This is a genomic window from Pseudoalteromonas sp. SR43-2, from assembly GCF_014163885.1.
GTDB lineage: Bacteria > Pseudomonadota > Gammaproteobacteria > Enterobacterales > Alteromonadaceae > Pseudoalteromonas > Pseudoalteromonas distincta.
Genome location: NZ_JACJED010000009.1, coordinates 84,481 through 104,174 on the forward strand (window position 1 = coordinate 84,481; position 19,694 = coordinate 104,174).

Consider the following 19,694-nt stretch of genomic DNA (forward strand, 5'->3'; position numbering starts at 1 on the left):
ATACAAACTTTTCAGTATTTACTGAATAAACGAACAATTTTTGTCGTTAAATTAAACAAACAGGTGTTTTTAGATTAATTGATGTGGAATATATAGAACAGAAACAAAAATGCCAACCTAAAGGTTGGCATTTTTAAATAAAGCCTTATTTACTATCGTAAATTTCGATTCCTTTGGAGACTGTTTTAGTCCCACCAGCCTGAGTAGTAAACTCAAATGTTATTGAAAGTACCCCATCAAATTTATCATTACCATCCGCTTCACGAGAAATACGAACATCTGAATACATTGGTTTATCCGTATTCGTACTTGGAATGATAGCGTTATTTTCGATAATAGATAAGTCGCCATTTGTAGATGATATTGACACTGTTGTACCTGCAGGTAACGGATTGCCAAACTCATCTGTATAGTGAATACGAATAGTAATACCAGCTAAACCAACTTCTAATTGTTCAGGATCAGTTTCATCAGGGTCAGTTTCATCATACGCAGGATTATCAGCAAGCACATTTGATAGATCAACTGCTGATATATCACAACGTTCAGATACATCGGATGGCTCAAGTACTGCTACAACTGAAACAGAGCAATCTGCAGGAACATAAACAGGGTACGGCGCATCAAGAATATCCGTTGTTTTCAGCACAGAAAAACGAACATATGGATTATCTCCAGACATAACCAATTCAATTTGTTTACGCACTTCAATTAACTCACGAGAACACTCACCTGCATTTTCAGCGGCTTCGCTACATAATAAACCATTATATTTACCATCAGCAAAGTCATAAATACCGTCATTATCTAGGTCTCGCCATGTTTCATTATGACCACCTCGTGAAATTAACTCAGAACATTCATCCGTAGACGGGTCATAATTTGAAGCATCTGCATCACTACAGTTTGCTTTATCAAAGGCAGCATTTTCATTGTGATCTATAAATGCTTCAGGTAAATCGTAACTAGTATAATATTCACCAATATCAAACAAGCCATTGGTACGTTTAACATCATCAGTGGTTTGCTCATCTACAAAGTTTTCTTGCCCTTTAGTGACAGCGAGAATACTTACACGCCCTCCCATAACAACACCATCAGCACTATTTTTAGCGCGTGTGATACCATTTATACAAGGAGCTGCAATACCAAAATATGGGTCACAATTTATAATACCTGTTTTTGGATTAATACCTTCAGTAGTTGTTACGTCCCCATCAATATCGCCAATTCGGTTACCCCATTTGTAATCATAAAATGGACGGTCTCCCTGAGAGCGCCAGGTTACAACACAGGTAGCATCGTCAGTTTTACACGTAACTTCATTGCTAGATGAGCCAATGACACCCGCTTCAGCTAAAATAGTTGCTTCTACACCGTCACCGTTATAATTATTAAATTGGTCACCAAAATATACCGTAATATCATTTAAAACACCGTTATAATTAAGTGAGTTAGTATTAAACGTATTTGGGCTTGCATCAAAACTGTTTTGGTCTGTTACGCCCGAAGCCAGTGTTAATTGAGCCGATACAGAACTTATCTGCTCGCTCAATGGTACTAAAGTAAGTGTTCCGTCTGGACAAATTTCATTGTTAGGTTCTGATGCACACAGTTCTACATCATCAACCCAACATGTTAAGTCATCACCTTCAGGTAAGTTATTAACATCTTCTTTAGAAATAAAACACGCTTTTACAACTAATGGACCAGGCACTATGCCAGATTCAACCGTTGTTTGAACAAAGCCTTCATTATTTGTATCACTTGTTCTAAGTGACAGTTTAGCTGCGCCCACTGAATCTGTTAACTTAAAATCTATACGTTGTTGCGTGGATGCAAGGCCATCTGCATCTATTAGCTTAAATCTAACGATCGATTGAGTCGGGGCGCCGCCTTCACCTGGTGGTAATGCAATAAATGTCTCACTCACATCAACAAACTGTATTGATTGTACCGCTGATGTTTCCACAGGAATAATCGAAGTAGCAGTAAAGTTTTTACCACCTGTCTCAACCGTGATATTAATGTCATCGTCAATACTACAACCTGTAGCTCGGTATGTTGATGTTGCGATACCACTTGATGATTTTACTGATGCATCAATTACTGAGTCGCCACTAATTACACAAGTTGAGCTGAATTCAACATCTGTTGGAGTTAAGTATAAATTACCGTCTTCATCTAAAAGTGTTACTTCAATAACGGTACTACCACCTGCTTTTAAAGGAATAACATTTCCTGAAGTACCTTTATTAAGCCCGTTATCAACCTCTAGGGTTAAATCAGCAATACCTACAGCAAAATTAGTTGAATTAGTTTCACCTACAGACGTTACAGTCACAGTACCTGCGCCACCAGTATTTCCAGGCTGTAATTTTAGTAAAGCAATACCAAAGTTATCGGTAAGAGCTGTCCCAGATGAAGGAAGAACAGAACCTAAATTTGTTGAAATATTAACAAGCGAATTTTTACTACCTTCACCACTTTGCTCATCAATGACTTCAACAAATAATTCACCTAGTTCTGATGAAGAGATAGTATTAGCTACCGTACAACCCGATGATGCTTGTGTAGGGTCAAGTTTTACACTTGAACGATTATCGTCCCAGCCTGCATTACAACCGGTTAAAAGCTTTACTGATATAGAGAATTGTGCCAAATCAACTGGTGCAGAATCACCTGATGAATAAAATACAGCCGTATTACTCACTTCTGTTGAGTTCGTAGGATTATAAGTTGCAACCACTTGACCTGCGCCTTTGAAACTACCACTAGAGAGGGTTACTTTTGCCTCACCCGCTGAGTTTGTAATTGCAGTTCCTAAGTCTGGCGTTATTTTACCTGTGAAGTTTGTAGTAAAAGTAACAAGCTGCTCGCTAAGTGCAACTCCATCATTTTTTAAAATTGCTGTTACCGTGCCTAAATTGTCAGTTGTAACCGGGTTTGTATCTGAATACTTAGCACCATTTTCATCTACAATATTTACTGTTAGAGTTGTTGACCCACTAACACCAGTATCATCACCCTGCCCACCGCTTGACTGAAAAGCAAAAGTACTTGTATAAGATTCACCATCGACCGTATAAGTAGCGGTTACTTCTCCAGCACCGGCTTGAGCACCTGCTGTAAGCTCAACAGTTGCAATGCCATCGTTCTGGGTTAATGCACTCGATGGAGACAGTTCACCAATATCGTCTTCTAATGTAAACGTGATGCGCTTACCAGCAACAATTTCGCCATCTTGAGTAAGAATTGCGCGTAAATCTAAAGAGGAGGTAGCTGTGACAGAATTTGACTCTGTTGCGTCTGTTTGAGAATACCCCTTTAATGAAACCGAGTATGTAGCAGCCTCTGTAGTGGAATCACCATCACTAATAGAGCCGTCTTTTTCAAGTGACCCACCGCCACCACAGGCTGTGAGTAAAAAACTTAGCAATGAAATGCCGAGCAGTCGCATTAAAGGCATGAACCTCTCCCTAGCGTTGTTATTATAATCAAAATTAATTTTCACTTAATATTAACCTATAACTTAGTCTAAAATCTCAGTTTTTTATTACTTTTTTGCGCAAAATAATTTTAAATAAATACCAATTTTTTCTGTAGTAAATATTTCCTTGCTGGTAGTCTATGGCAAATTTATAAAATGTAGATCAGGGAATATGTCAAAAATCCGTTCAATGAGTTTAACCACTCGCATCATGATTGGTATGGCGCTTGGGGTTGCAGTAGGTTTTATATTTCAGGCTATATTAGCTGGTGAAGACGATTATCTAATACCACTTGGGTTATTCTCTTTGCCAATTAAAGCCTTTTTTGTTGATGGTATTTTCCATGTTGGTGGCCAAATATTTATTGCCAGCTTAAAAATGTTAGTTGTGCCTCTTGTTTTTGTATCGCTCGTTTGTGGTACCTGTAGCTTAAGCGACCCTAAAAAACTAGGCCGCCTAGGTGGTAAATCTATTGGTTTATATTTATTAACTACAGCTATTGCTATAACAGTGGCGATTACACTTGCCTTATTATTTAGCCCTGGTGAAGGCATCAGCCTACCATCTAATGCAACTTATGATGCTAAAGAAGCGCCTACCCTTGCACGTGTAATTATAGATATGTTTCCTACTAACCCATTTGAAGCAATGGCCAAGGGTAATATGCTTCAGGTTATAGTGTTTGCACTATTATTTGGTGTAGCAATGGCATTAAGTGGTAAAACAGGCAAACGCGTAGCAAGTGTTTTTGAAGATTTAAACACAGTAATCTTAAAACTAGTTACGCTGTTAATGAACATTGCACCTTATGGCGTGTTCTTTTTAATGGCAAAACTATTTACAACAATTGAGCTTAACTTAATTGTTAGCCTAGCCAAATACTTTGGCGTTGTAGTGCTTGCACTGTTATTACATGCTTTCGTAAACTACACATTGCTTTTAAAAATATTAACGGGCTTAAACCCGCTTATTTTCTTAGCAAAAATGAAGCACACATGCTTATTTGCATTTAGTACCTCGAGCTCAAGCGCAACTATGCCGATTACACTTGAAACTGCTACTAAAAAACTAGGTGCTAATAACTCGGTTGCCTCATTTACTATCCCACTGGGTGCTACCATTAACATGGATGGCACTGCTATCATGCAAGGTGTGGCTACCGTATTCATTGCACAAGTGTTTAGTGTCGATTTGACAATTTCTGATTACCTAATGGTTATATTAACAGCAACACTTGCCTCTGTAGGTACAGCAGGCGTACCTGGTGTTGGTTTAATAATGTTGGCCATGGTACTTAACCAAGTTGGCTTACCTGTAGAAGGGATTGCAATTATTATCGGTGTAGATAGATTACTTGATATGACACGTACAGCAGTTAATGTTACCGGCGATTGTATGGTTACCTGTGTTGTTGCCAAGTCTGAAGGTGAACTAGATGAGAGCATCTTTAACGACCCTAATGCAGCTAAAGACTTAGAAGATTATCATAAATCTATTGATTCATAATCTAAGGTTATTGAGTTATAAAAAACCTTGATGTTTTGCATCAAGGTTTTTTTTCGAGTAAAAATAATTAAACTGAATCCTGAAAAAGATTCTAATCTAAGGATTTAACGACTTAAACTTAGAAAGTAAGTTTATTCCCACTTTATTTACACCACTACTCAAGCCAAGAGCTAGCTTATCGCTCAACCCTTTTTTTACTTTGTATTTAATCTTATAAATTTGGCGCTCATGTTGCTGCTCTAGCAATGCATCATCACTTGTCTTTATAACATCTACCAAACCTTTATCAATCGCTTGAGTTGCAAACCAATGCTCGCCTGTCGCAACTAAGTTTATATCTAAGCTTGGACGTTGAGTGCTTACAAACGTTTTAAATAAATCATGTGTTTGTTCAATTTCTTCACGAAATTTTTCACGGGCCTTATCTGTGTTTTCACCAAATAAAGTAAGCGTACGTTTAAACTCACCTGCAGTTATTTGCTCAAATTCAACATCATTTTTCTTTAATATTTTATTAAAGTTTGGTATTTGAGCTATCACACCAATAGATCCAACTATGGCAAAAGGGGCTGCCAGTATCTCATCGGCTACACACGCCATCATGTAACCACCGCTCGCTGCTACTTTATCGATTGCAACACTCAAAGGAATACCGGCATTTTTAATACGCTGTAGCTGAGATGCAGCAAGTCCGTAGCCATGCACTACTCCGCCGCCACTTTCTAAACGAATAAGTACTTTGTCTTTACTTGGGTTAGCAATAGAGATAATGGCTGTTATTTCTTCTCGTAAGCTTTCTACTTCGTGAGCGTCCATACTACCTACAAAGTCAATTACATATAAACGAGGTTTAGGCTCATCTTTATCTGCTTTTTTACTTTGCGATTTAAGCTGTTTTTGGTGCGCTTTAAACTCTTTTTTACCCAGCGTATTTTGTAGAAAACTTTCTTTAAGATCGACTAATTGCTCTGATATGTCGTCAATTTGTATTTCACCTTTTTTGGCTTTAGGCTTAACTGCAGCGCCAACTATTAGCATTAGAATAACTGCTATAGCGATAACAAAAGTAATTGTTTTAGCAAAAAACAAACCGTATTCGTATAAAAATTCCAACTGGTTTCTCCATTTATAAATTTCAGCTAATTTAGCATGCTTTAAAGCAAAAAAAAGCCACTTTTCAGTGGCTTTTAAAGGTTAATTATTTTACTGGTTATTAATTAGTCACAACCTCAGGGTTGGAAACTAATAACATTCGACCGCGAGCAGCTAAGTAAGTAGCTACTTGCAACTGCATTTCTGTATTAGCGGCAGCACTGCCTTCAACAGTTGCGGCCTGTGCAGCATCTTGAGCTGGCGTTAATATAGAACCATGATGCCCTTTAGTAAATTTAACTAAGTAGCTTGTTGGTGTTTCACTCAATGCTTGTGAAGTACTTACTGTTTCAAGACCCATCAAGTTAGCTAATGGAATTGTGCCAGAAATAGGATTATTAGCTGCCATTGGTGGTATCACTTGGTCAGGCTTGTTATCAACACCATCGCCCACAACAACATTAGTATAAACAGGAGTGCCTAATGCTTTCACAGTGGCTGCGTAATTAGTTGGATCGCCACTATCAAGTGCTGTTTGCGCCGCAAATGCAAATTGAGTAAACACTCCTTGAATATTAGTTAGCTTACTTGTTTCACCAGCTGTAGTTAACGAAGCTACATACTCGTTATAACCACAGGTTAAATATGCTTCCATATCTGGCAATACTGCACCACAGTTAGACACTGCATCAACTTGTAAATACGCGTTGAACTCATCAGCTTCTGTTGTACCTGCTTGTGAAAGTACTGAACCTTGAATAAATGGACCAAATGCAGCTGATTCTAGTAAGAAGCTAGCTATACCGCCGCCGCCACTTGCAAGTGCTACTGTGTTTACATTAAATAATGGGTCGACAGTTGGCGCTAATGGGTTATTAGCTTGTGCAATAAATGCAGGGGCTACAATAGAGCCTAATGAATGACCAATGTAAGTTACATCTTGCGCATTAATCGTTGCATCATTAATAAAGTTTAGACCTAAACGTAAACCTAATAAATCAGCCGCTGATTGACGTAAGCTATCACGCGCAACAAGTAATGAACTTAAATTCATGTAACTAAGCACAGAACCCGTTGTTGCATTAAAGTCGTCTGTTCCATCACCATCAACATCTATTCCACGCTCACCATGTCTTGGATGGTCAATAGCAACTGTTGCAAAGCCTTGAATAGAAAGCTGCGCCGTTAAAGCAAGCATACTTTCTTTTTGTGTTGTAATACCGTGTTGCATAATAACAACTGGCCATCCGCTATCAGGCATTGCGATAGGATCTAATTGTAACTGCGCACGTACACCATTAATTATTGGTAAAATAGGCTTAGTAACTTGCACTGGCACATTTGCCATGCTTTGTACTTTTGGAATGGAGTTATATTTTGTTAAATGACGTGTGCTATCTAGTCCTAAGTCACGTAATTGCCCGTCACTTAATGCAGAACATAAACCATCATTTTCACTAATAGGATCTGTCGGAAATGCATCACCAGCAACGGCCTTGTAACCGATTATTGCCACCGCGTTATCACACATACCTTGCCAATATGTATCACTTAAATCACTAATATCAGTACCCGTTGGTGTACCTAAATACATCGGTAGCATAATGCTACCTTTTTGATATTGCACACCAGAGAAAGCAGCAGACACTTCTACACCCTGAGAAGCAAATACCTGTTGTACATTTACCATCGGTTGTTCAGGAACTTGAAGCGCAGGCGTTGGCATCGCAGGCTGTTGCAAACTTGCAGCTAGCAATTTTTTAATTGTCCCAAGTACTGGCCCCGCAGACTGAATAGTCATTGCGCTAGAAAAAATAATATCTTCTTTTGTTATATTTCCTGAACTTACAACTACATTTTCGTAACTGTTAACAGCGCCCTGCAAACCAAGTTGGGCTTCTGTAATTAATGGCGCTTCTTGCTTAACCAGTCCATAAGTAGAAGAAGGCTCGATAGAGCGTCCTAATGAATCTTTAAGACCAGTAGTTAGTACATTGATGTATGAGCTACCTGCCGTAAATGGTTTTAAAGGAATAATTGCAACGGCATCACCAGAAGCTTGAGTAACAAAATCAACCCCAAAAGTAAGCTCACCGACCAATTTACAAGCTGTACCTGCAGCTACAACTGAACATTCTGCGTCAGTTAAACTTGCACCCATTACTACTTCAAAAATACGGACTGTACCTGGTGTCCCAGCAGACGTTTCATCTAAGCTAACATTTGGCGGAAATGTTAAATCGATTTTATAAGGAACCTGAGAAGACCAACCGTCAAGTGCGCCTAGAGCAAGCTGAGGGTCAGCATAAGCTGCACGAGAAATAGACACATTGTCGTCATCTAATTCTCCAGGAATATTAAGTGTACCGTCTTGGGTTCCACTCATTAATAAATCATTAGGTACCGATAAGATACCTGCAGCAGGGTCAAATGTAACCGTTGCTGTTGGAATAACGGTTGCTGTGTCGTTTTTAACATCTTCTAACGTTTCTCCGCCGCCACAACCTGCCAAAGCAGCTGTAACAGAGAGTGAAAGTAGCATTTTTTTCATATTGTTGGCTCCGCACATATTTTATTTTTATAGTGTGTTTAATCAGTGTATTAAGTTAAAACAATGTAATCAGGTTATTAATGAGACATTAGACCAGTTAAACTTAACGTAAAGTTTCTATTTTCGCCACCTAATTTTACAATAAATTCGATTACTTCACGTTTCGCTATGTTAAAATCAAAAAAAATAGATGGATGGGTACTTTTATGCACACATATCAAGCGGCTGAAAACGCACTTAAAGATAAAATTATTTTAATAACAGGCGCCGGTGATGGTATTGGCCGAGTAGCAGCAATTACGTATGCAAAATACGGCGCTACAGTTATCTTATTAGGAAAAACAACTAATAAACTTGAATGTGTTTACGATGAAATTGTTAATGCAGGTTACCCTAAACCTGCAATTGTGCCCATGGACTTAAAAGGTGCAACTAAACAAAACTATCGTGACCTTGCTGCAACAATAGAATATCAATTTGGCCGCCTTGATGGCTTGCTCAATAATGCCGGTATTTTAGGGTCACTTGGTCCACTTGAACATTTTTGCTCATCTACGTTCGAAAACATAATGAAAGTAAACGTGACCGCGCAAGCGATGATCACTAAAGCGCTTTTTCCTGTTCTTCGTAAGTCTGATAATGCATCGATAGTATTTACGTCATCAGGTGTAGGCCGTAAAGGCCGTGAGTTTTGGGGGCCATACGCCATCTCAAAATTTGCAGTAGAAGGCATGATGCAAACATGGGCATGTGAAGTAGGCAAAACGAATATTCGTATAAACTGTATTAATCCAGGCGCTACTCGCACTTCTATGCGCGCTGCTGCATACCCAGGAGAAGATAGAGAAGCGCTTGCTACACCAGAAGATTTAATGCCAACCTACTTATACTTGATGAGCGATGATTCTAGTAAAGTGAATGGCGAATCGTTAGATGCTCAAGTAAAAAAGTAATTTAGAGTTTAAAAAATTTAAACAACACATTAAAAAAGCCGCAATTAGCGGCTTTTTTGTGTGCAATAAATAACTAATTTATTATTTACGTTTGGTAAGCTTAACACGTTGATTGTGTTTTTTAACTGCTTTGCGGATCTGGTTGATTTTAGCGCGTTTATCTTTGCGTTTTTCAGGCATAACAGAAAGCTTAGTTTGTGTCTCGCGCCCTAATTTAACGGTTTTGCGTAAGTAGTTTACTGTTTCTAAATCATACTCCATCCAACCACCTTGTGGCACGCGCTTATCAAGCTCTAGTTTACCATAACGAATACGAATAAGACGAGATACTTCCGCATCTTGAGACTGCCATAAACGACGTACTTCACGGTTACGTCCTTCATTTAACGTTACGTTAAACCAGCGGTTAACGCCTTCGCCACCCATAGGGGTTACAGTCGTGAATTTGGCTGGACCATCTTCAAGCTCAACACCACGTAGTAAGTTTTTAACCGTTTCATTGGTTACTTCACCAAATACACGCGCAGAGTATTCACGCTCTACTTCATAGCTCGGGTGCATCAAGCGGTTAGCTAATTCACCATCATTAGTAAAGAGCATCAAACCCGAAGTATTAACGTCTAATCGGCCAACCGCAATCCAACGCTCACCATCAATACGAGGAAGTCGGTCAAATACTGTACGACGCCCTTCTGGATCTTTACGTGTGCTTAACTCACCTTCGGGTTTGTTATACATAATCACACGACAGATTCTATCTGCTTTTTCTTCAATCTTTACAGTGTGCCCGTCAACACGAATCAAATCGGTTTCTTCAACACGGTCACCTAACTTTGCCACTTTACCGTTTACACTAACGCGGTTAGCATCAATGTATTTTTCCATTTCACGGCGTGAGCCTACGCCTGCACGGGCTAAGACTTTTTGTAACTTTTCACCTTGTATACTCATTCGGATGGTTCTCTCACAGAAGGATCGCTCAATAACTGGTTAATTTTACTTTGCTGCTCTGTTGGCAGCGCAGGTAAGTTTTCAAGCCCAGTTAACGAAAAATAATCTAAAAATTGTTTAGTAGTTGCATATAAAGCCGGCTTACCCGGAACCTCTTTATGCCCTACCACTTTAACCCACTCTCTTTCCAGTAGGGTTTTAATAATATTCGAACCCGTAGTAACACCTCTTACTTGCTCAATTTCGCCGCGTGTAATAGGCTGCCTGTATGCAATAAGTGATAATGTTTCCAGTAAAGCACGCGAGTATTTTGGTGCGCGTTCTTGCCATAAATTATTTAACCAAGGGCTTAAACTACTGCATGCCTGAAACCGATACCCACTACCCACTTCAACTAAGCGAATACCACGAGTTTGAAAATGTTCTTGTATTGTATCTATTGCGTCGTTTATTCGCGCCATAGAAATAGCTAAATCTATTAATACAGTGTCTTTAAGGTGGCGTTTACTAACAGGCTTATCTGCAACAAAAATAGCTGCTTCAATGATCTCAACTAGTTGTTCATCACTAATTCGCCGACCCGCCATACACACTCTTAACAAATAAAAATACACAGCCATCTATTATGACAGAACAACGCCAAACTAGGAAAATATATCTACTAAATAACTAAATTTTAAACGCGAAAAAGCCAGTGATTATCACTGGCTTTTAATTTACTCTTTAAAACAACAAATATTAGCTGTGTTTAATGGCTTCTAGTGCATCATCTTCAGCTACTGCGTTACCGTATTTTTTAATGTAACCCATAAACTCGCTTTTGCTAATGCGCTTATCTTGGTTTTTATCCATGTAACCAAAGTGATTTGAAATATCATCATCGTTACCTTCAACTACCGAGATATATCCATTACTGTCGTTATCTAAGCTTGAAAAGCTGCTTTCAATTTTATCAAATTTAGCGATTTCAGCTTTAAATGCCGACTCACTTACTTCAGAATCAGTGGCTACTTTACCATTGTTTAACTTCATGTAAGTGTTGAATTCTTTGCGGCTAATTTCATTATCCATATTGGTATCAATATTTGAAAAATGGCCCCAAATGCTATCGTCATCAGCTTCAACTTTTGAGATGTAGCCATCGCTGTCATTATCTAAACTTGCAAAGTCACTGTCTATTCTTTCAAGACCTTGATTAGATGAACAAGCCGCTAGGCTTAATGATGCTAAAATAGTGGCTGCTAATGTTAACTTTTTCATAAGACGTATCCTTCGTAATTAATTAAATGTCACTTTAACTAATACAAATCCAATGCCAATAATAGTTAACTTATAAGAATCAACAACTTAATCTTGATTAGTGCATTTATTGAACAGTTTCAATAAGTTAAGCTTGCAAGCTTTGCAAACAACCTTGTAATTTTTGCAAAAAAATACCCGGTAAAAAACCAGGTATCTCAATTTTAGTTATATAGTTCAGCTAATAATTAGATTGCTGCGTTTTGGTAGCGTTTAACAAACTCAGTAACGTTTTGACCATTACATTTTAATGAGTTTAAGTTACCAATTTTTTGACGAACAGGTGCTAAACCTTGTTTTAAAGCCGTCATACATAATTGAGTTTCTTGTTGAGCATCTTTTGCAAATACTTCTACTTTCTCAACTGATGCGTTGCTTAATGTCGTTTTTTTAGCAATATCGCGAATATCTTCACCATTACATAAAATGCTTTTAGAAAAACGAGATAAGTAAACACCGTGCTGAGCAGCTTCTTTACGAGCAACACTAAAGCCTTCGTTTGCGCTTAGTACACATAACTTAGACTCAATTTTATTATCTTGACTGAAGTAAGTATTGCTTTGTGCTGAAGCAGTTGCAGATGCTAATAAAGCAGTAGCTAAAAGTAGTTGTGTTTTCATGAGAGATCCTATTTGAACGAGCTAAATAAGTGAATTTCGCGCATTATATATTCAATAAAGTTAAGTTCAATTGAATTTTTTATTTATTTAAAAAATTAATACTGCATTTACAATGTTTAAACTTTACCCACCAATTGATCAACATTTGTGCAGCTATTTTCTCATTTCAGTCATGTTATGTACGCGTATTTACTGATACAATTTAATTCATTAAATAGATCCAATTTTAAGGTAAATTTTATGAAAGTGATTTCTTTCAATATCAATGGTCTGCGTGCTCGTCTTCATCAATTACAAGCTATTATCGACAAACATCAACCAGACGTTATTGGCTTGCAAGAGATTAAAGTTCACGACGAAGCATTCCCACTAGAAGATGTACAAAAAATGGGATATCACGTCTACTTTCATGGCCAAAAAGCCCATTATGGCGTAGCTATGTTATGCAAAAAAGAGCCTAAATCGGTCTTAAAAGGCTTTGCTACCGATACAGAGGAATCGCAAAAACGCATGATAAGCGTCACTGTTGAACAAGATAACGGTCGCGACCTTACAGTCATGAATGGCTATTTCCCACAAGGTGATAATATTAATCACGAAACTAAATTCCCTTATAAACGACAATTTTATAAAGATTTAATGACACACCTTGAAACCAACCACACCCCTGATCAAGACGTCATTGTTATGGGCGATATCAACATATCACCCACCGATTTAGATATTGGTATTGGCGAAGTTAATGCAAAGCGTTGGTTAAAAACGGGTAAATGTTCTTTCCAACCGGTAGAGCGTGAATGGCTTGCAACATTACTTAATTGGGGCTTTAAAGACACCTTTAGAGAACAAAACCCAGAAACAGACGATCAATATTCGTGGTTTGACTATCGCTCTAAAGGGTTTGTAGATAACCGAGGGCTTCGAATAGATGTAGTACTTGCAACTAATGAGCTTGCAGCACGCTGTATAGATACTGGTATTGACTACGAACTGCGCGGTATTGAAAAACCCTCAGATCATGCCCCTATATGGTCAACCTTTAAGTAATTACTATGCTCAGCATAACAATACAAGGGCTACTTTGGGCCCTTGTAATTATTATTGCCCTACTAAGCTTTGATAAAAAAACATATAAAACATTGCTTAATACGCCAGCCCGTCAAACTGGAGTTCTTGCATGTGCGTTAGTGTTTGCAGTGCTTTGGCGAATAAAGGCTGGCATTTTAACTGGCCTTGATTTACACATCCTAGGTGTTACGGCTGCTACATTAATTTTAGGCTGGCGATTGACTATTTTAAGTAGCCTACTTGCCACAGCGCTACTCGCTGCCTTTGGTCAAATTGAACTTGAGCTGTTACCAGTACAACTGTTTATTGGTGCGTTTATTCCTATTTTATTGAGCTATCTTGGCTTTATAATTAGTTACCAATATTTACCTCGTCATTTTTTTGTTTATATATTTGTTTGTGCGTTTATAACCGCAGGATTTATAGCCTGTATAAAAATAGGCCTAGGTGCTTTATTTTACTTAGCTATAGGGCAATACAATTGGCAAGAACTTGCAGATAACTACGTTTATTTAAGTGCCATAATTTGGTTTCCTGAAGCAATGCTCAACGGCATGGCTATAACAATTATGATCACCTATCGCCCGCATTGGGTAAAAACTTTTTACGATAAGGACTACCTAGACTCATGAGTCTACAATATCAATGCCCGCTATGTAACCTCGCACTTTTGAAAGCTGATTCAACACTTCGTTGTGCTAATAACCACAGCTTTGATTTTGCCAAAGAAGGGTATGTTAATTTACTGCCAGTACAACAAAAAAATTCAAAACAACCGGGTGACTCCCTTGAAATGGTACAAGCTAGACGCGCATTTTTAGAGCGTGGATACTACCGCTTTTTACAACAAAATCTTAGCGATTTAGTCGGTCGAATAAGTGCGAATACGGTTATAGATTTAGGATGCGGTGAAGGGTTTTATACCCAAGCAATAGCAAGTAAAACAGACGCAGTTGTATACGGTGTCGATATTTCAAAATCTGCCGTGAAATATGCGGCAAAGCGCTACCCTAATTGCCATTTTAGTGTTGCATCAATTAGCCAAGCGCCTTTTAAAAGTCAATTTGCTGATGTACTTATTAGCGTATTTGCACCTTTGTTTGAGGAAGAGATTGAACGTCTTGCTAATAAAAACGCAACATTAGTGGTAGCAAGCCCAGGCCCTTATCATTTAAAAGAGCTAAAATCGTATATATATTCAGTAGTAAACGAACATACTGAAATAGCCACGCCAAAAGGGTTTCAAAAATCAGAACAGGCTCTTTTAACAGAGCATGTAGCGCTTAGCTTTACTGATATTAAAAACTTAATAATGATGACGCCATTTGCATGGAAATTTAGACCCGAGCACTGGACAGCACTCGAAGAAAAAGGTGAACACAATGTCACCTTATCATTTTATATTACTCAGTTTACCAAAATAGATGATGGTATAACCCGCTAAAACTGCTCTTTAGTAAATGCTCTATCCATTTTTTCAAACATATCTTTAAGTAAGTTAGCAAGCTCCATATAACGGGGCTTGTTCTCACTTAACTGCGTTTGATATCCATTAGCCGCCATTTTAGTGTACAGCTCGTTGTACCATTTTTGCATCGCAGGATCTAAAGGCGTTTGCGCTCGTTTGCCTAACCAAAATAAACCTTGTAAAGGTAACGATATAAAAAACAATGCACTCGCAATAGCTTGAGGTAAAAAATCAGATCCTAAGTAATTAAGCTGAAAAAACAACGTTAGCATAGCCAAGATTGGCATTACTGTAATGGCAAGTTCTGTCGCTCTAATCACTCTAAACTCTAAAAACAAAGGCGCAAGCTCTTTACGCATTGGCCATCTTTTACCATACAAACGGCCTGTTTGTAGTTGTGACATCACACTTTTTTGCATCATGACTCCTCACAGATACTGCTTTTAAATACAATAGAAAACGAGCTATACCCAAAGTGTAACACAAAATGAGGGAGTTACACTTTCTCAGTAAAAGAGCTTAAATTTCCCCTTTAATGGCGAACAATCCTAACTTAAACATCATAAATAAGGTAAAATATTTAACATTTAGTTAACCACTTTGCAGTTGAACATTTAATTGTTTTAGCTTTATTTAATACCGTAAGTGTAACTATCACGTATTAACGTTCACTTACTAAATTTGTTTATGGAAATTGAATCTATGCCAACAACCTCCCCTGAATCCCAACATGTTTTAGTTTTAAACTGTGGTAGCTCTAGTTTAAAGTTTGCCATTATTGATGCAAACGACGGTCACGAAATTATATCAGGCCTTGCTGAACGCTTGGGCGCCAAAGCCCCCTCCATTAAATACAAATTTAATGGAACTAAGACGGTTATCGACTTAGCGGCTAATCAAGCACATGCTGAGGCTATAAATACGCTTGTAAGCTTAATAAAGGATCATAACCTTGATGAGCACCTTATTGCTGTTGGGCACCGTGTTGTTCATGGCGGAGAGCATTTCACAAAGTCAGTCTTAATTGATGAAGATGTAATTAACGGTATTACTAAAGCCTCTTCTTTAGCGCCGCTACATGGTCATGCGAACTTGTTAGGTATTTCATCTGCACAAGCTTCATTTATAGGTTTACCGCAAGTAGCAGTATTTGACACAGCATTTCATCAAACTATGGATGAAGTTGCCTACCTTTACGCCCTACCCTATAAGCTTTATACAGACTACGGTGTAAGACGCTATGGTATGCATGGCACAAGTCATTACTATGTAGCAGGACAAACTGCTAAATTATTAAATCAGCCTATAGAGAAGAGTAATTTCATTAGTGCTCATTTAGGTAATGGCTGCTCTGTTACTGCAATAAAAAATGGTAAAAGTGTTGATACTAGTATGGGTTTAACGCCATTGGCAGGTATTGTTATGGGTACTCGCAGTGGAGATATTGACCCCGGTTTATTTAATTTTTTAACCACACAGCTTAGTTACAACGCTCAGCAAATAGATAATTTATTAAACCAAGAAAGCGGCCTACTAGGTATTAGCGAACTCTCTAACGATTGCCGAACGATTGAAGAAGCCGCTGTTGCCGGACATAAACAAGCACGTTTAGCGCTGGATATTTTTTGCTACCGACTAGCCAAACAAATTGCAGCTTACATGGTACCATTACAACGTTTAGATGCACTTATATTTACTGGCGGCATTGGCGAAAACTCCGATATCATACGTGAAAATGTCATTAATCAATTAGCTTTCCTAGGATTCAGTTGTGACCAGAAGAGCAATCTTGATGCACGTTTTGGTAATCAAGGTATTATTAGTTCAGCCAATACTTCACCCAAAGTGGTAGTAATGCCGACCAACGAAGAGTGGGTTATTGCACTTGATGCCGCTAACATCGTAAAGGAGCTTTAATATGGCACGTCGTATTATGTTAATTCCTGTGTCTACCGGTGTGGGTTTAACGTCGGTATCAGTTGGTTTAGTTCGCGCTCTTGAGCAAAAAACAGTTAAAGTTAACTTTTTTAAACCCATCGCTCAGCCTCGTTCAGGCGAAACAGGTCCTGAAAAATCAACACAAATAGTCACTCAAGGTTCACCTATTAACCCACCCACCCCTTTTGCTCTTGATTATGCTGAGCAAATGATTGGTGACGGTAAAGGTGATGATCTACTAGAGGAAATTGTTGAACGCTTTGAAAGTAAAATAAACGACGATGAAGTAGCTATTATTGAAGGTATGGTGCCTACTCGTCGCCAACCTTATGCTGGGCGTGTAAACCGCGAAATTGCGCAAACACTCGGCGCTGAAATTGTATTTGTACTTACCCCTGGTAATTACACCATTACTCAAATAGAAGACCGCCTAGAAATTGCAGCAGGTAATTACGGTGGAATCGATCATCCTCGTGTACTGGGCTGTATTTTTAATAAAGTAAATGCGCCACTTGATGAAGAAGGCCGTGCACGCGCCGATTTAGTCGACGCTTACAAACCCGAAGAGCTTGAAAACGAGTTAAATCGTTTAGCGTCTTTACCTATTTTTAAAAAAAATCCGTTTATGTTGCTTGGCGCAATCCCGTGGGATTTTGACTTAGTAGCGCCACGCGTAAAAGACTTAAGCGCGTATTTAAAAGCAACAATAATTAACGAAGGCGATATGCTTCATCGTCGCCTGCGTCGTATTACTTTTTGTGCTCGTACGGTTTCTAATATTTTAAATTATTTTACGCCAGGGGCTTTATTAGTAACACCGGGCGATCGCTCAGACATACTTGTTGCTGCGTGTTTATCTGCTATGAACGGCACTAAACTTGGCGCTATATTACTCACCGGTGGCTTTGAGCCAGAGCCACGCATTATGGCTTTGTGTGAACAAGCCATGCAAACCGGTTTACCAATACTCGCAACCGATGCCGACACATGGCGCACATCACTATTACTGCATAACTTTAATATGGAAGTACCAAATGATGATGACCAACGCATTGAAAAAGTAAAAGATCACAATGCAGAGCATATCAATTCAAGCTGGCTCGATACTCTAGCTCAAAGTGTAGGCAAAACGCGTAAGTTATCACCACCTGCATTTCGTTATTTATTAACCGATAAAGCACGTAAAGCAGATAAAACCGTAGTATTACCAGAAGGGAATGAACCTCGTACAATTAAAGCGGCTGCTATTTGTGGTCATCGTGGCATTGCTAAAACTATATTGCTTGGCGATCGCGAAGAAATAATGCGTATTGCACAGCAGCAAGGTATTGAGCTAAACGAACATGTAAGTATCATCGAGCCAAAAAGTATTATAAATGATTATATTGCGCCTATGGTCGAAATTCGTAAAAGCAAAGGCCTAACTGCCGTTGTAGCACAAGAGCAACTACAAGATAACGTCGTACTTGGCACAATGATGCTTGAGCAAGGTAAAGTAGATGGTTTAGTATCGGGCGCGGTAAATACCACTGCCAATACAATTCGCCCGCCCCTGCAGCTAATTAAAACAGCGCCAGGATCATCACTGGTATCTTCCGTATTTTTTATGCTGCTACCTGATCAAGTGTTAGTTTACGGTGACTGTGCAATTAACCCCGACCCTAATGCTGAACAACTTGCTGACATAGCGATTCAATCTGCCGACTCTGCAGCTGCATTTGGCATAGAGCCACGTGTAGCCATGATAAGCTACAGCACGGGTACGTCAGGTACGGGTGCCGATGTTGAAAAGGTACGTGAAGCCACAAAAATAGCAAAGCAAAAACGTCCTGATTTAATTATCGACGGCCCACTACAATACGATGCCGCTATAATGGAAAATGTAGCACTTAAAAAAGCACCTAACAGCCCTGTAGCTGGTAAAGCGACTGTATTTATATTCCCAGATTTAAATACAGGTAATACAACATATAAAGCAGTACAACGCAGTGCCGACTTAATAAGTATCGGCCCTATGCTTCAAGGTATGCGCAAACCCGTAAACGACTTGAGCCGTGGTGCATTGGTCGATGATATTGTGTATACAATCGCTTTAACTGCAATTCAGGCAGCCCAAGCAGAAGCGCTAATAGCACATTAAACACAACGTGTGCTTTTTATAGCCTAGCTATTATTTATTTAATAATTAAGTAGTTAGGCTATTTATACCCTGCAACCCCCATACTTATCCACAGAAATTGTGGGTAAGTTTTTAATCTCTATTAAAACCCACTTCCAAATGCTCATTTTAGTCACGCTTACACCTTTAACTTAAAGGCAATAATCTATACTATAAAGCTATCAATAATGCTGTATCGCAGGCGTTTAATGTCAAAACAAACATTACAATTACACAGCACGGTTTTATCTATTCACAGTTTAGATGTTGACGCCGATATACCTGCGGCGCTACTAAAGCTTCCTTTATTTTTTATATCTAAAACTCAGGATGAACTATCTATTGTTTGCCCTAGTAGCTTTGAAATAGAGAGTTTAGATACCGAATCTGATTGGCAAGCACTTGAGGTGGTTGGCCCACTTGGTTTTTCGCTGACCGGAATAATGGCTAATATATCTGGTGTATTAGCACGCGCTAAAATTTCTATTTTTTCAATCTCAACCTACGATACCGATTATATTTTAGTAAAAAAGCAAACAGCCTCACTAGCACTTAATGCCTTAAAAAAAGATGGTTACAACGTGGTGGCCCAATAGCAT

16 protein-coding genes are annotated in these 19,694 nt (G+C 38.7%); 8 read left to right on the forward strand and 8 right to left on the reverse strand.

The features are described from left to right. Positions 1-145 precede the first annotated feature (145 nt). Positions 146-3,469 (reverse strand): hypothetical protein, encoded by a 3,324-nt coding sequence (locus H5120_RS09610; protein ID WP_182674209.1) that lies wholly within the window; start codon positions 3,467-3,469, stop codon positions 146-148. 193 nt (positions 3,470-3,662) lie between these two features. Here H5120_RS09610 and H5120_RS09615 point away from each other — a divergent pair, with 193 nt between their 5' ends. Next, entirely contained in the window at positions 3,663-4,997 is a 1,335-nt protein-coding gene (locus H5120_RS09615; RefSeq protein WP_024606768.1) for a dicarboxylate/amino acid:cation symporter, read from the forward strand. 96 nt (positions 4,998-5,093) lie between these two features. On the opposite strand, the gene sohB is transcribed toward H5120_RS09615, so the two are convergent. After that, positions 5,094-6,110, reverse strand: a complete 1,017-nt coding sequence (gene sohB, locus H5120_RS09620) for a protease SohB (RefSeq protein ID WP_182674210.1) — start codon at positions 6,108-6,110, stop codon at positions 5,094-5,096. 100 nt (positions 6,111-6,210) lie between these two features. Continuing rightward, positions 6,211-8,640, reverse strand: a complete 2,430-nt coding sequence (locus H5120_RS09625) for a VolA/Pla-1 family phospholipase (protein WP_182674211.1) — start codon at positions 8,638-8,640, stop codon at positions 6,211-6,213. Positions 8,641-8,846: 206 nt separating this feature from the next. On the opposite strand from H5120_RS09625, the gene H5120_RS09630 reads away from it, so the two are divergent. Then, positions 8,847-9,593: a YciK family oxidoreductase gene (locus H5120_RS09630; RefSeq protein WP_182674212.1), complete on the forward strand. Its 747-nt coding sequence runs from the start codon at positions 8,847-8,849 to the stop codon at positions 9,591-9,593. 81 nt (positions 9,594-9,674) lie between these two features. Here H5120_RS09630 and rluB read toward each other — a convergent pair whose 3' ends face one another. From rluB to H5120_RS09650, 4 genes are all read right to left on the reverse strand, one after another. Next, a complete protein-coding gene (gene rluB, locus H5120_RS09635) occupies positions 9,675-10,544 on the reverse strand; it encodes a 23S rRNA pseudouridine(2605) synthase RluB (protein ID WP_182674213.1) in 870 nt (289 codons plus the stop codon). Further along, positions 10,541-11,131 carry an SMC-Scp complex subunit ScpB gene (gene scpB / locus H5120_RS09640; protein WP_002959713.1) on the reverse strand — a complete coding sequence of 197 codons (591 nt, stop codon included), beginning with the start codon at positions 11,129-11,131 and terminating at the stop codon, positions 10,541-10,543. The genes rluB and scpB overlap by 4 nt, the downstream gene beginning before the upstream one ends. Before the next feature lie 151 nt (positions 11,132-11,282). After that, positions 11,283-11,804 carry an EF-hand domain-containing protein gene (locus tag H5120_RS09645; protein ID WP_002959711.1) on the reverse strand — a complete coding sequence of 174 codons (522 nt, stop codon included), beginning with the start codon at positions 11,802-11,804 and terminating at the stop codon, positions 11,283-11,285. A 227-nt stretch (positions 11,805-12,031) separates the two neighbouring features. After that, positions 12,032-12,463 carry a hypothetical protein gene (locus H5120_RS09650; RefSeq protein ID WP_007582577.1) on the reverse strand — a complete coding sequence of 144 codons (432 nt, stop codon included), beginning with the start codon at positions 12,461-12,463 and terminating at the stop codon, positions 12,032-12,034. 240 nt (positions 12,464-12,703) lie between these two features. On the opposite strand from H5120_RS09650, the gene xthA reads away from it, so the two are divergent. The 3 genes from xthA to H5120_RS09665 are packed head-to-tail and all read left to right on the forward strand — an operon-like array spanning position 12,704 to position 14,975. Beyond that, positions 12,704-13,510, forward strand: a complete 807-nt coding sequence (gene xthA, locus H5120_RS09655) for an exodeoxyribonuclease III (RefSeq protein WP_024596546.1) — start codon at positions 12,704-12,706, stop codon at positions 13,508-13,510. A gap of 5 nt (positions 13,511-13,515) precedes the next feature. Further along, positions 13,516-14,163, forward strand: coding sequence for an energy-coupling factor ABC transporter permease (locus tag H5120_RS09660; RefSeq protein ID WP_024596545.1), 648 nt, complete (start codon positions 13,516-13,518; stop codon positions 14,161-14,163). Next, entirely contained in the window at positions 14,160-14,975 is an 816-nt protein-coding gene (locus H5120_RS09665) for a putative RNA methyltransferase (RefSeq protein ID WP_182674214.1), read from the forward strand. The genes H5120_RS09660 and H5120_RS09665 overlap by 4 nt, the downstream gene beginning before the upstream one ends. Here H5120_RS09665 and yfbV read toward each other — a convergent pair. Continuing rightward, positions 14,972-15,418 (reverse strand): terminus macrodomain insulation protein YfbV, encoded by a 447-nt coding sequence (yfbV, locus tag H5120_RS09670; protein ID WP_182196931.1) that lies wholly within the window; start codon positions 15,416-15,418, stop codon positions 14,972-14,974. The two genes, H5120_RS09665 and yfbV, sit on opposite strands and share 4 nt — an antisense overlap. Before the next feature lie 283 nt (positions 15,419-15,701). On the opposite strand from yfbV, the gene H5120_RS09675 reads away from it, so the two are divergent. The 3 genes from H5120_RS09675 (at position 15,702) to H5120_RS09685 (ending at position 19,691) form a co-directional block, all read left to right on the forward strand. Then, positions 15,702-16,916 carry an acetate kinase gene (locus tag H5120_RS09675; protein ID WP_182674215.1) on the forward strand — a complete coding sequence of 405 codons (1,215 nt, stop codon included), beginning with the start codon at positions 15,702-15,704 and terminating at the stop codon, positions 16,914-16,916. Position 16,917: 1 nt separating this feature from the next. Further along, positions 16,918-19,077: a phosphate acetyltransferase gene (pta, locus tag H5120_RS09680; protein WP_182674216.1), complete on the forward strand. Its 2,160-nt coding sequence runs from the start codon at positions 16,918-16,920 to the stop codon at positions 19,075-19,077. A gap of 227 nt (positions 19,078-19,304) precedes the next feature. Continuing rightward, positions 19,305-19,691 carry an ACT domain-containing protein gene (locus tag H5120_RS09685; protein WP_002959696.1) on the forward strand — a complete coding sequence of 129 codons (387 nt, stop codon included), beginning with the start codon at positions 19,305-19,307 and terminating at the stop codon, positions 19,689-19,691. Positions 19,692-19,694 lie beyond the last annotated feature (3 nt).

What these genes read in the sequence shown, in the direction of transcription:
- H5120_RS09610 (WP_182674209.1), bottom strand. Translation starts at nt 3,469, where the DNA reads ATGCCTTTAATGCGACTGCTCGGCATTTCATTGCTAAGTTTTTTACTC.
- H5120_RS09615 (WP_024606768.1), top strand. Translation starts at nt 3,663, where the DNA reads ATGTCAAAAATCCGTTCAATGAGTTTAACCACTCGCATCATGATTGGT.
- H5120_RS09625 (WP_182674211.1), bottom strand. Translation starts at nt 8,640, where the DNA reads ATGAAAAAAATGCTACTTTCACTCTCTGTTACAGCTGCTTTGGCAGGT.
- H5120_RS09630 (WP_182674212.1), top strand. Translation starts at nt 8,847, where the DNA reads ATGCACACATATCAAGCGGCTGAAAACGCACTTAAAGATAAAATTATT.
- rluB (WP_182674213.1), bottom strand. Translation starts at nt 10,544, where the DNA reads ATGAGTATACAAGGTGAAAAGTTACAAAAAGTCTTAGCCCGTGCAGGC.
- scpB (WP_002959713.1), bottom strand. Translation starts at nt 11,131, where the DNA reads ATGGCGGGTCGGCGAATTAGTGATGAACAACTAGTTGAGATCATTGAA.
- H5120_RS09645 (WP_002959711.1), bottom strand. Translation starts at nt 11,804, where the DNA reads ATGAAAAAGTTAACATTAGCAGCCACTATTTTAGCATCATTAAGCCTA.
- H5120_RS09650 (WP_007582577.1), bottom strand. Translation starts at nt 12,463, where the DNA reads ATGAAAACACAACTACTTTTAGCTACTGCTTTATTAGCATCTGCAACT.
- xthA (WP_024596546.1), top strand. Translation starts at nt 12,704, where the DNA reads ATGAAAGTGATTTCTTTCAATATCAATGGTCTGCGTGCTCGTCTTCAT.
- H5120_RS09660 (WP_024596545.1), top strand. Translation starts at nt 13,516, where the DNA reads ATGCTCAGCATAACAATACAAGGGCTACTTTGGGCCCTTGTAATTATT.
- H5120_RS09665 (WP_182674214.1), top strand. Translation starts at nt 14,160, where the DNA reads ATGAGTCTACAATATCAATGCCCGCTATGTAACCTCGCACTTTTGAAA.
- yfbV (WP_182196931.1), bottom strand. Translation starts at nt 15,418, where the DNA reads ATGCAAAAAAGTGTGATGTCACAACTACAAACAGGCCGTTTGTATGGT.
- H5120_RS09675 (WP_182674215.1), top strand. Translation starts at nt 15,702, where the DNA reads ATGCCAACAACCTCCCCTGAATCCCAACATGTTTTAGTTTTAAACTGT.
- pta (WP_182674216.1), top strand. Translation starts at nt 16,918, where the DNA reads ATGGCACGTCGTATTATGTTAATTCCTGTGTCTACCGGTGTGGGTTTA.
- H5120_RS09685 (WP_002959696.1), top strand. Translation starts at nt 19,305, where the DNA reads ATGTCAAAACAAACATTACAATTACACAGCACGGTTTTATCTATTCAC.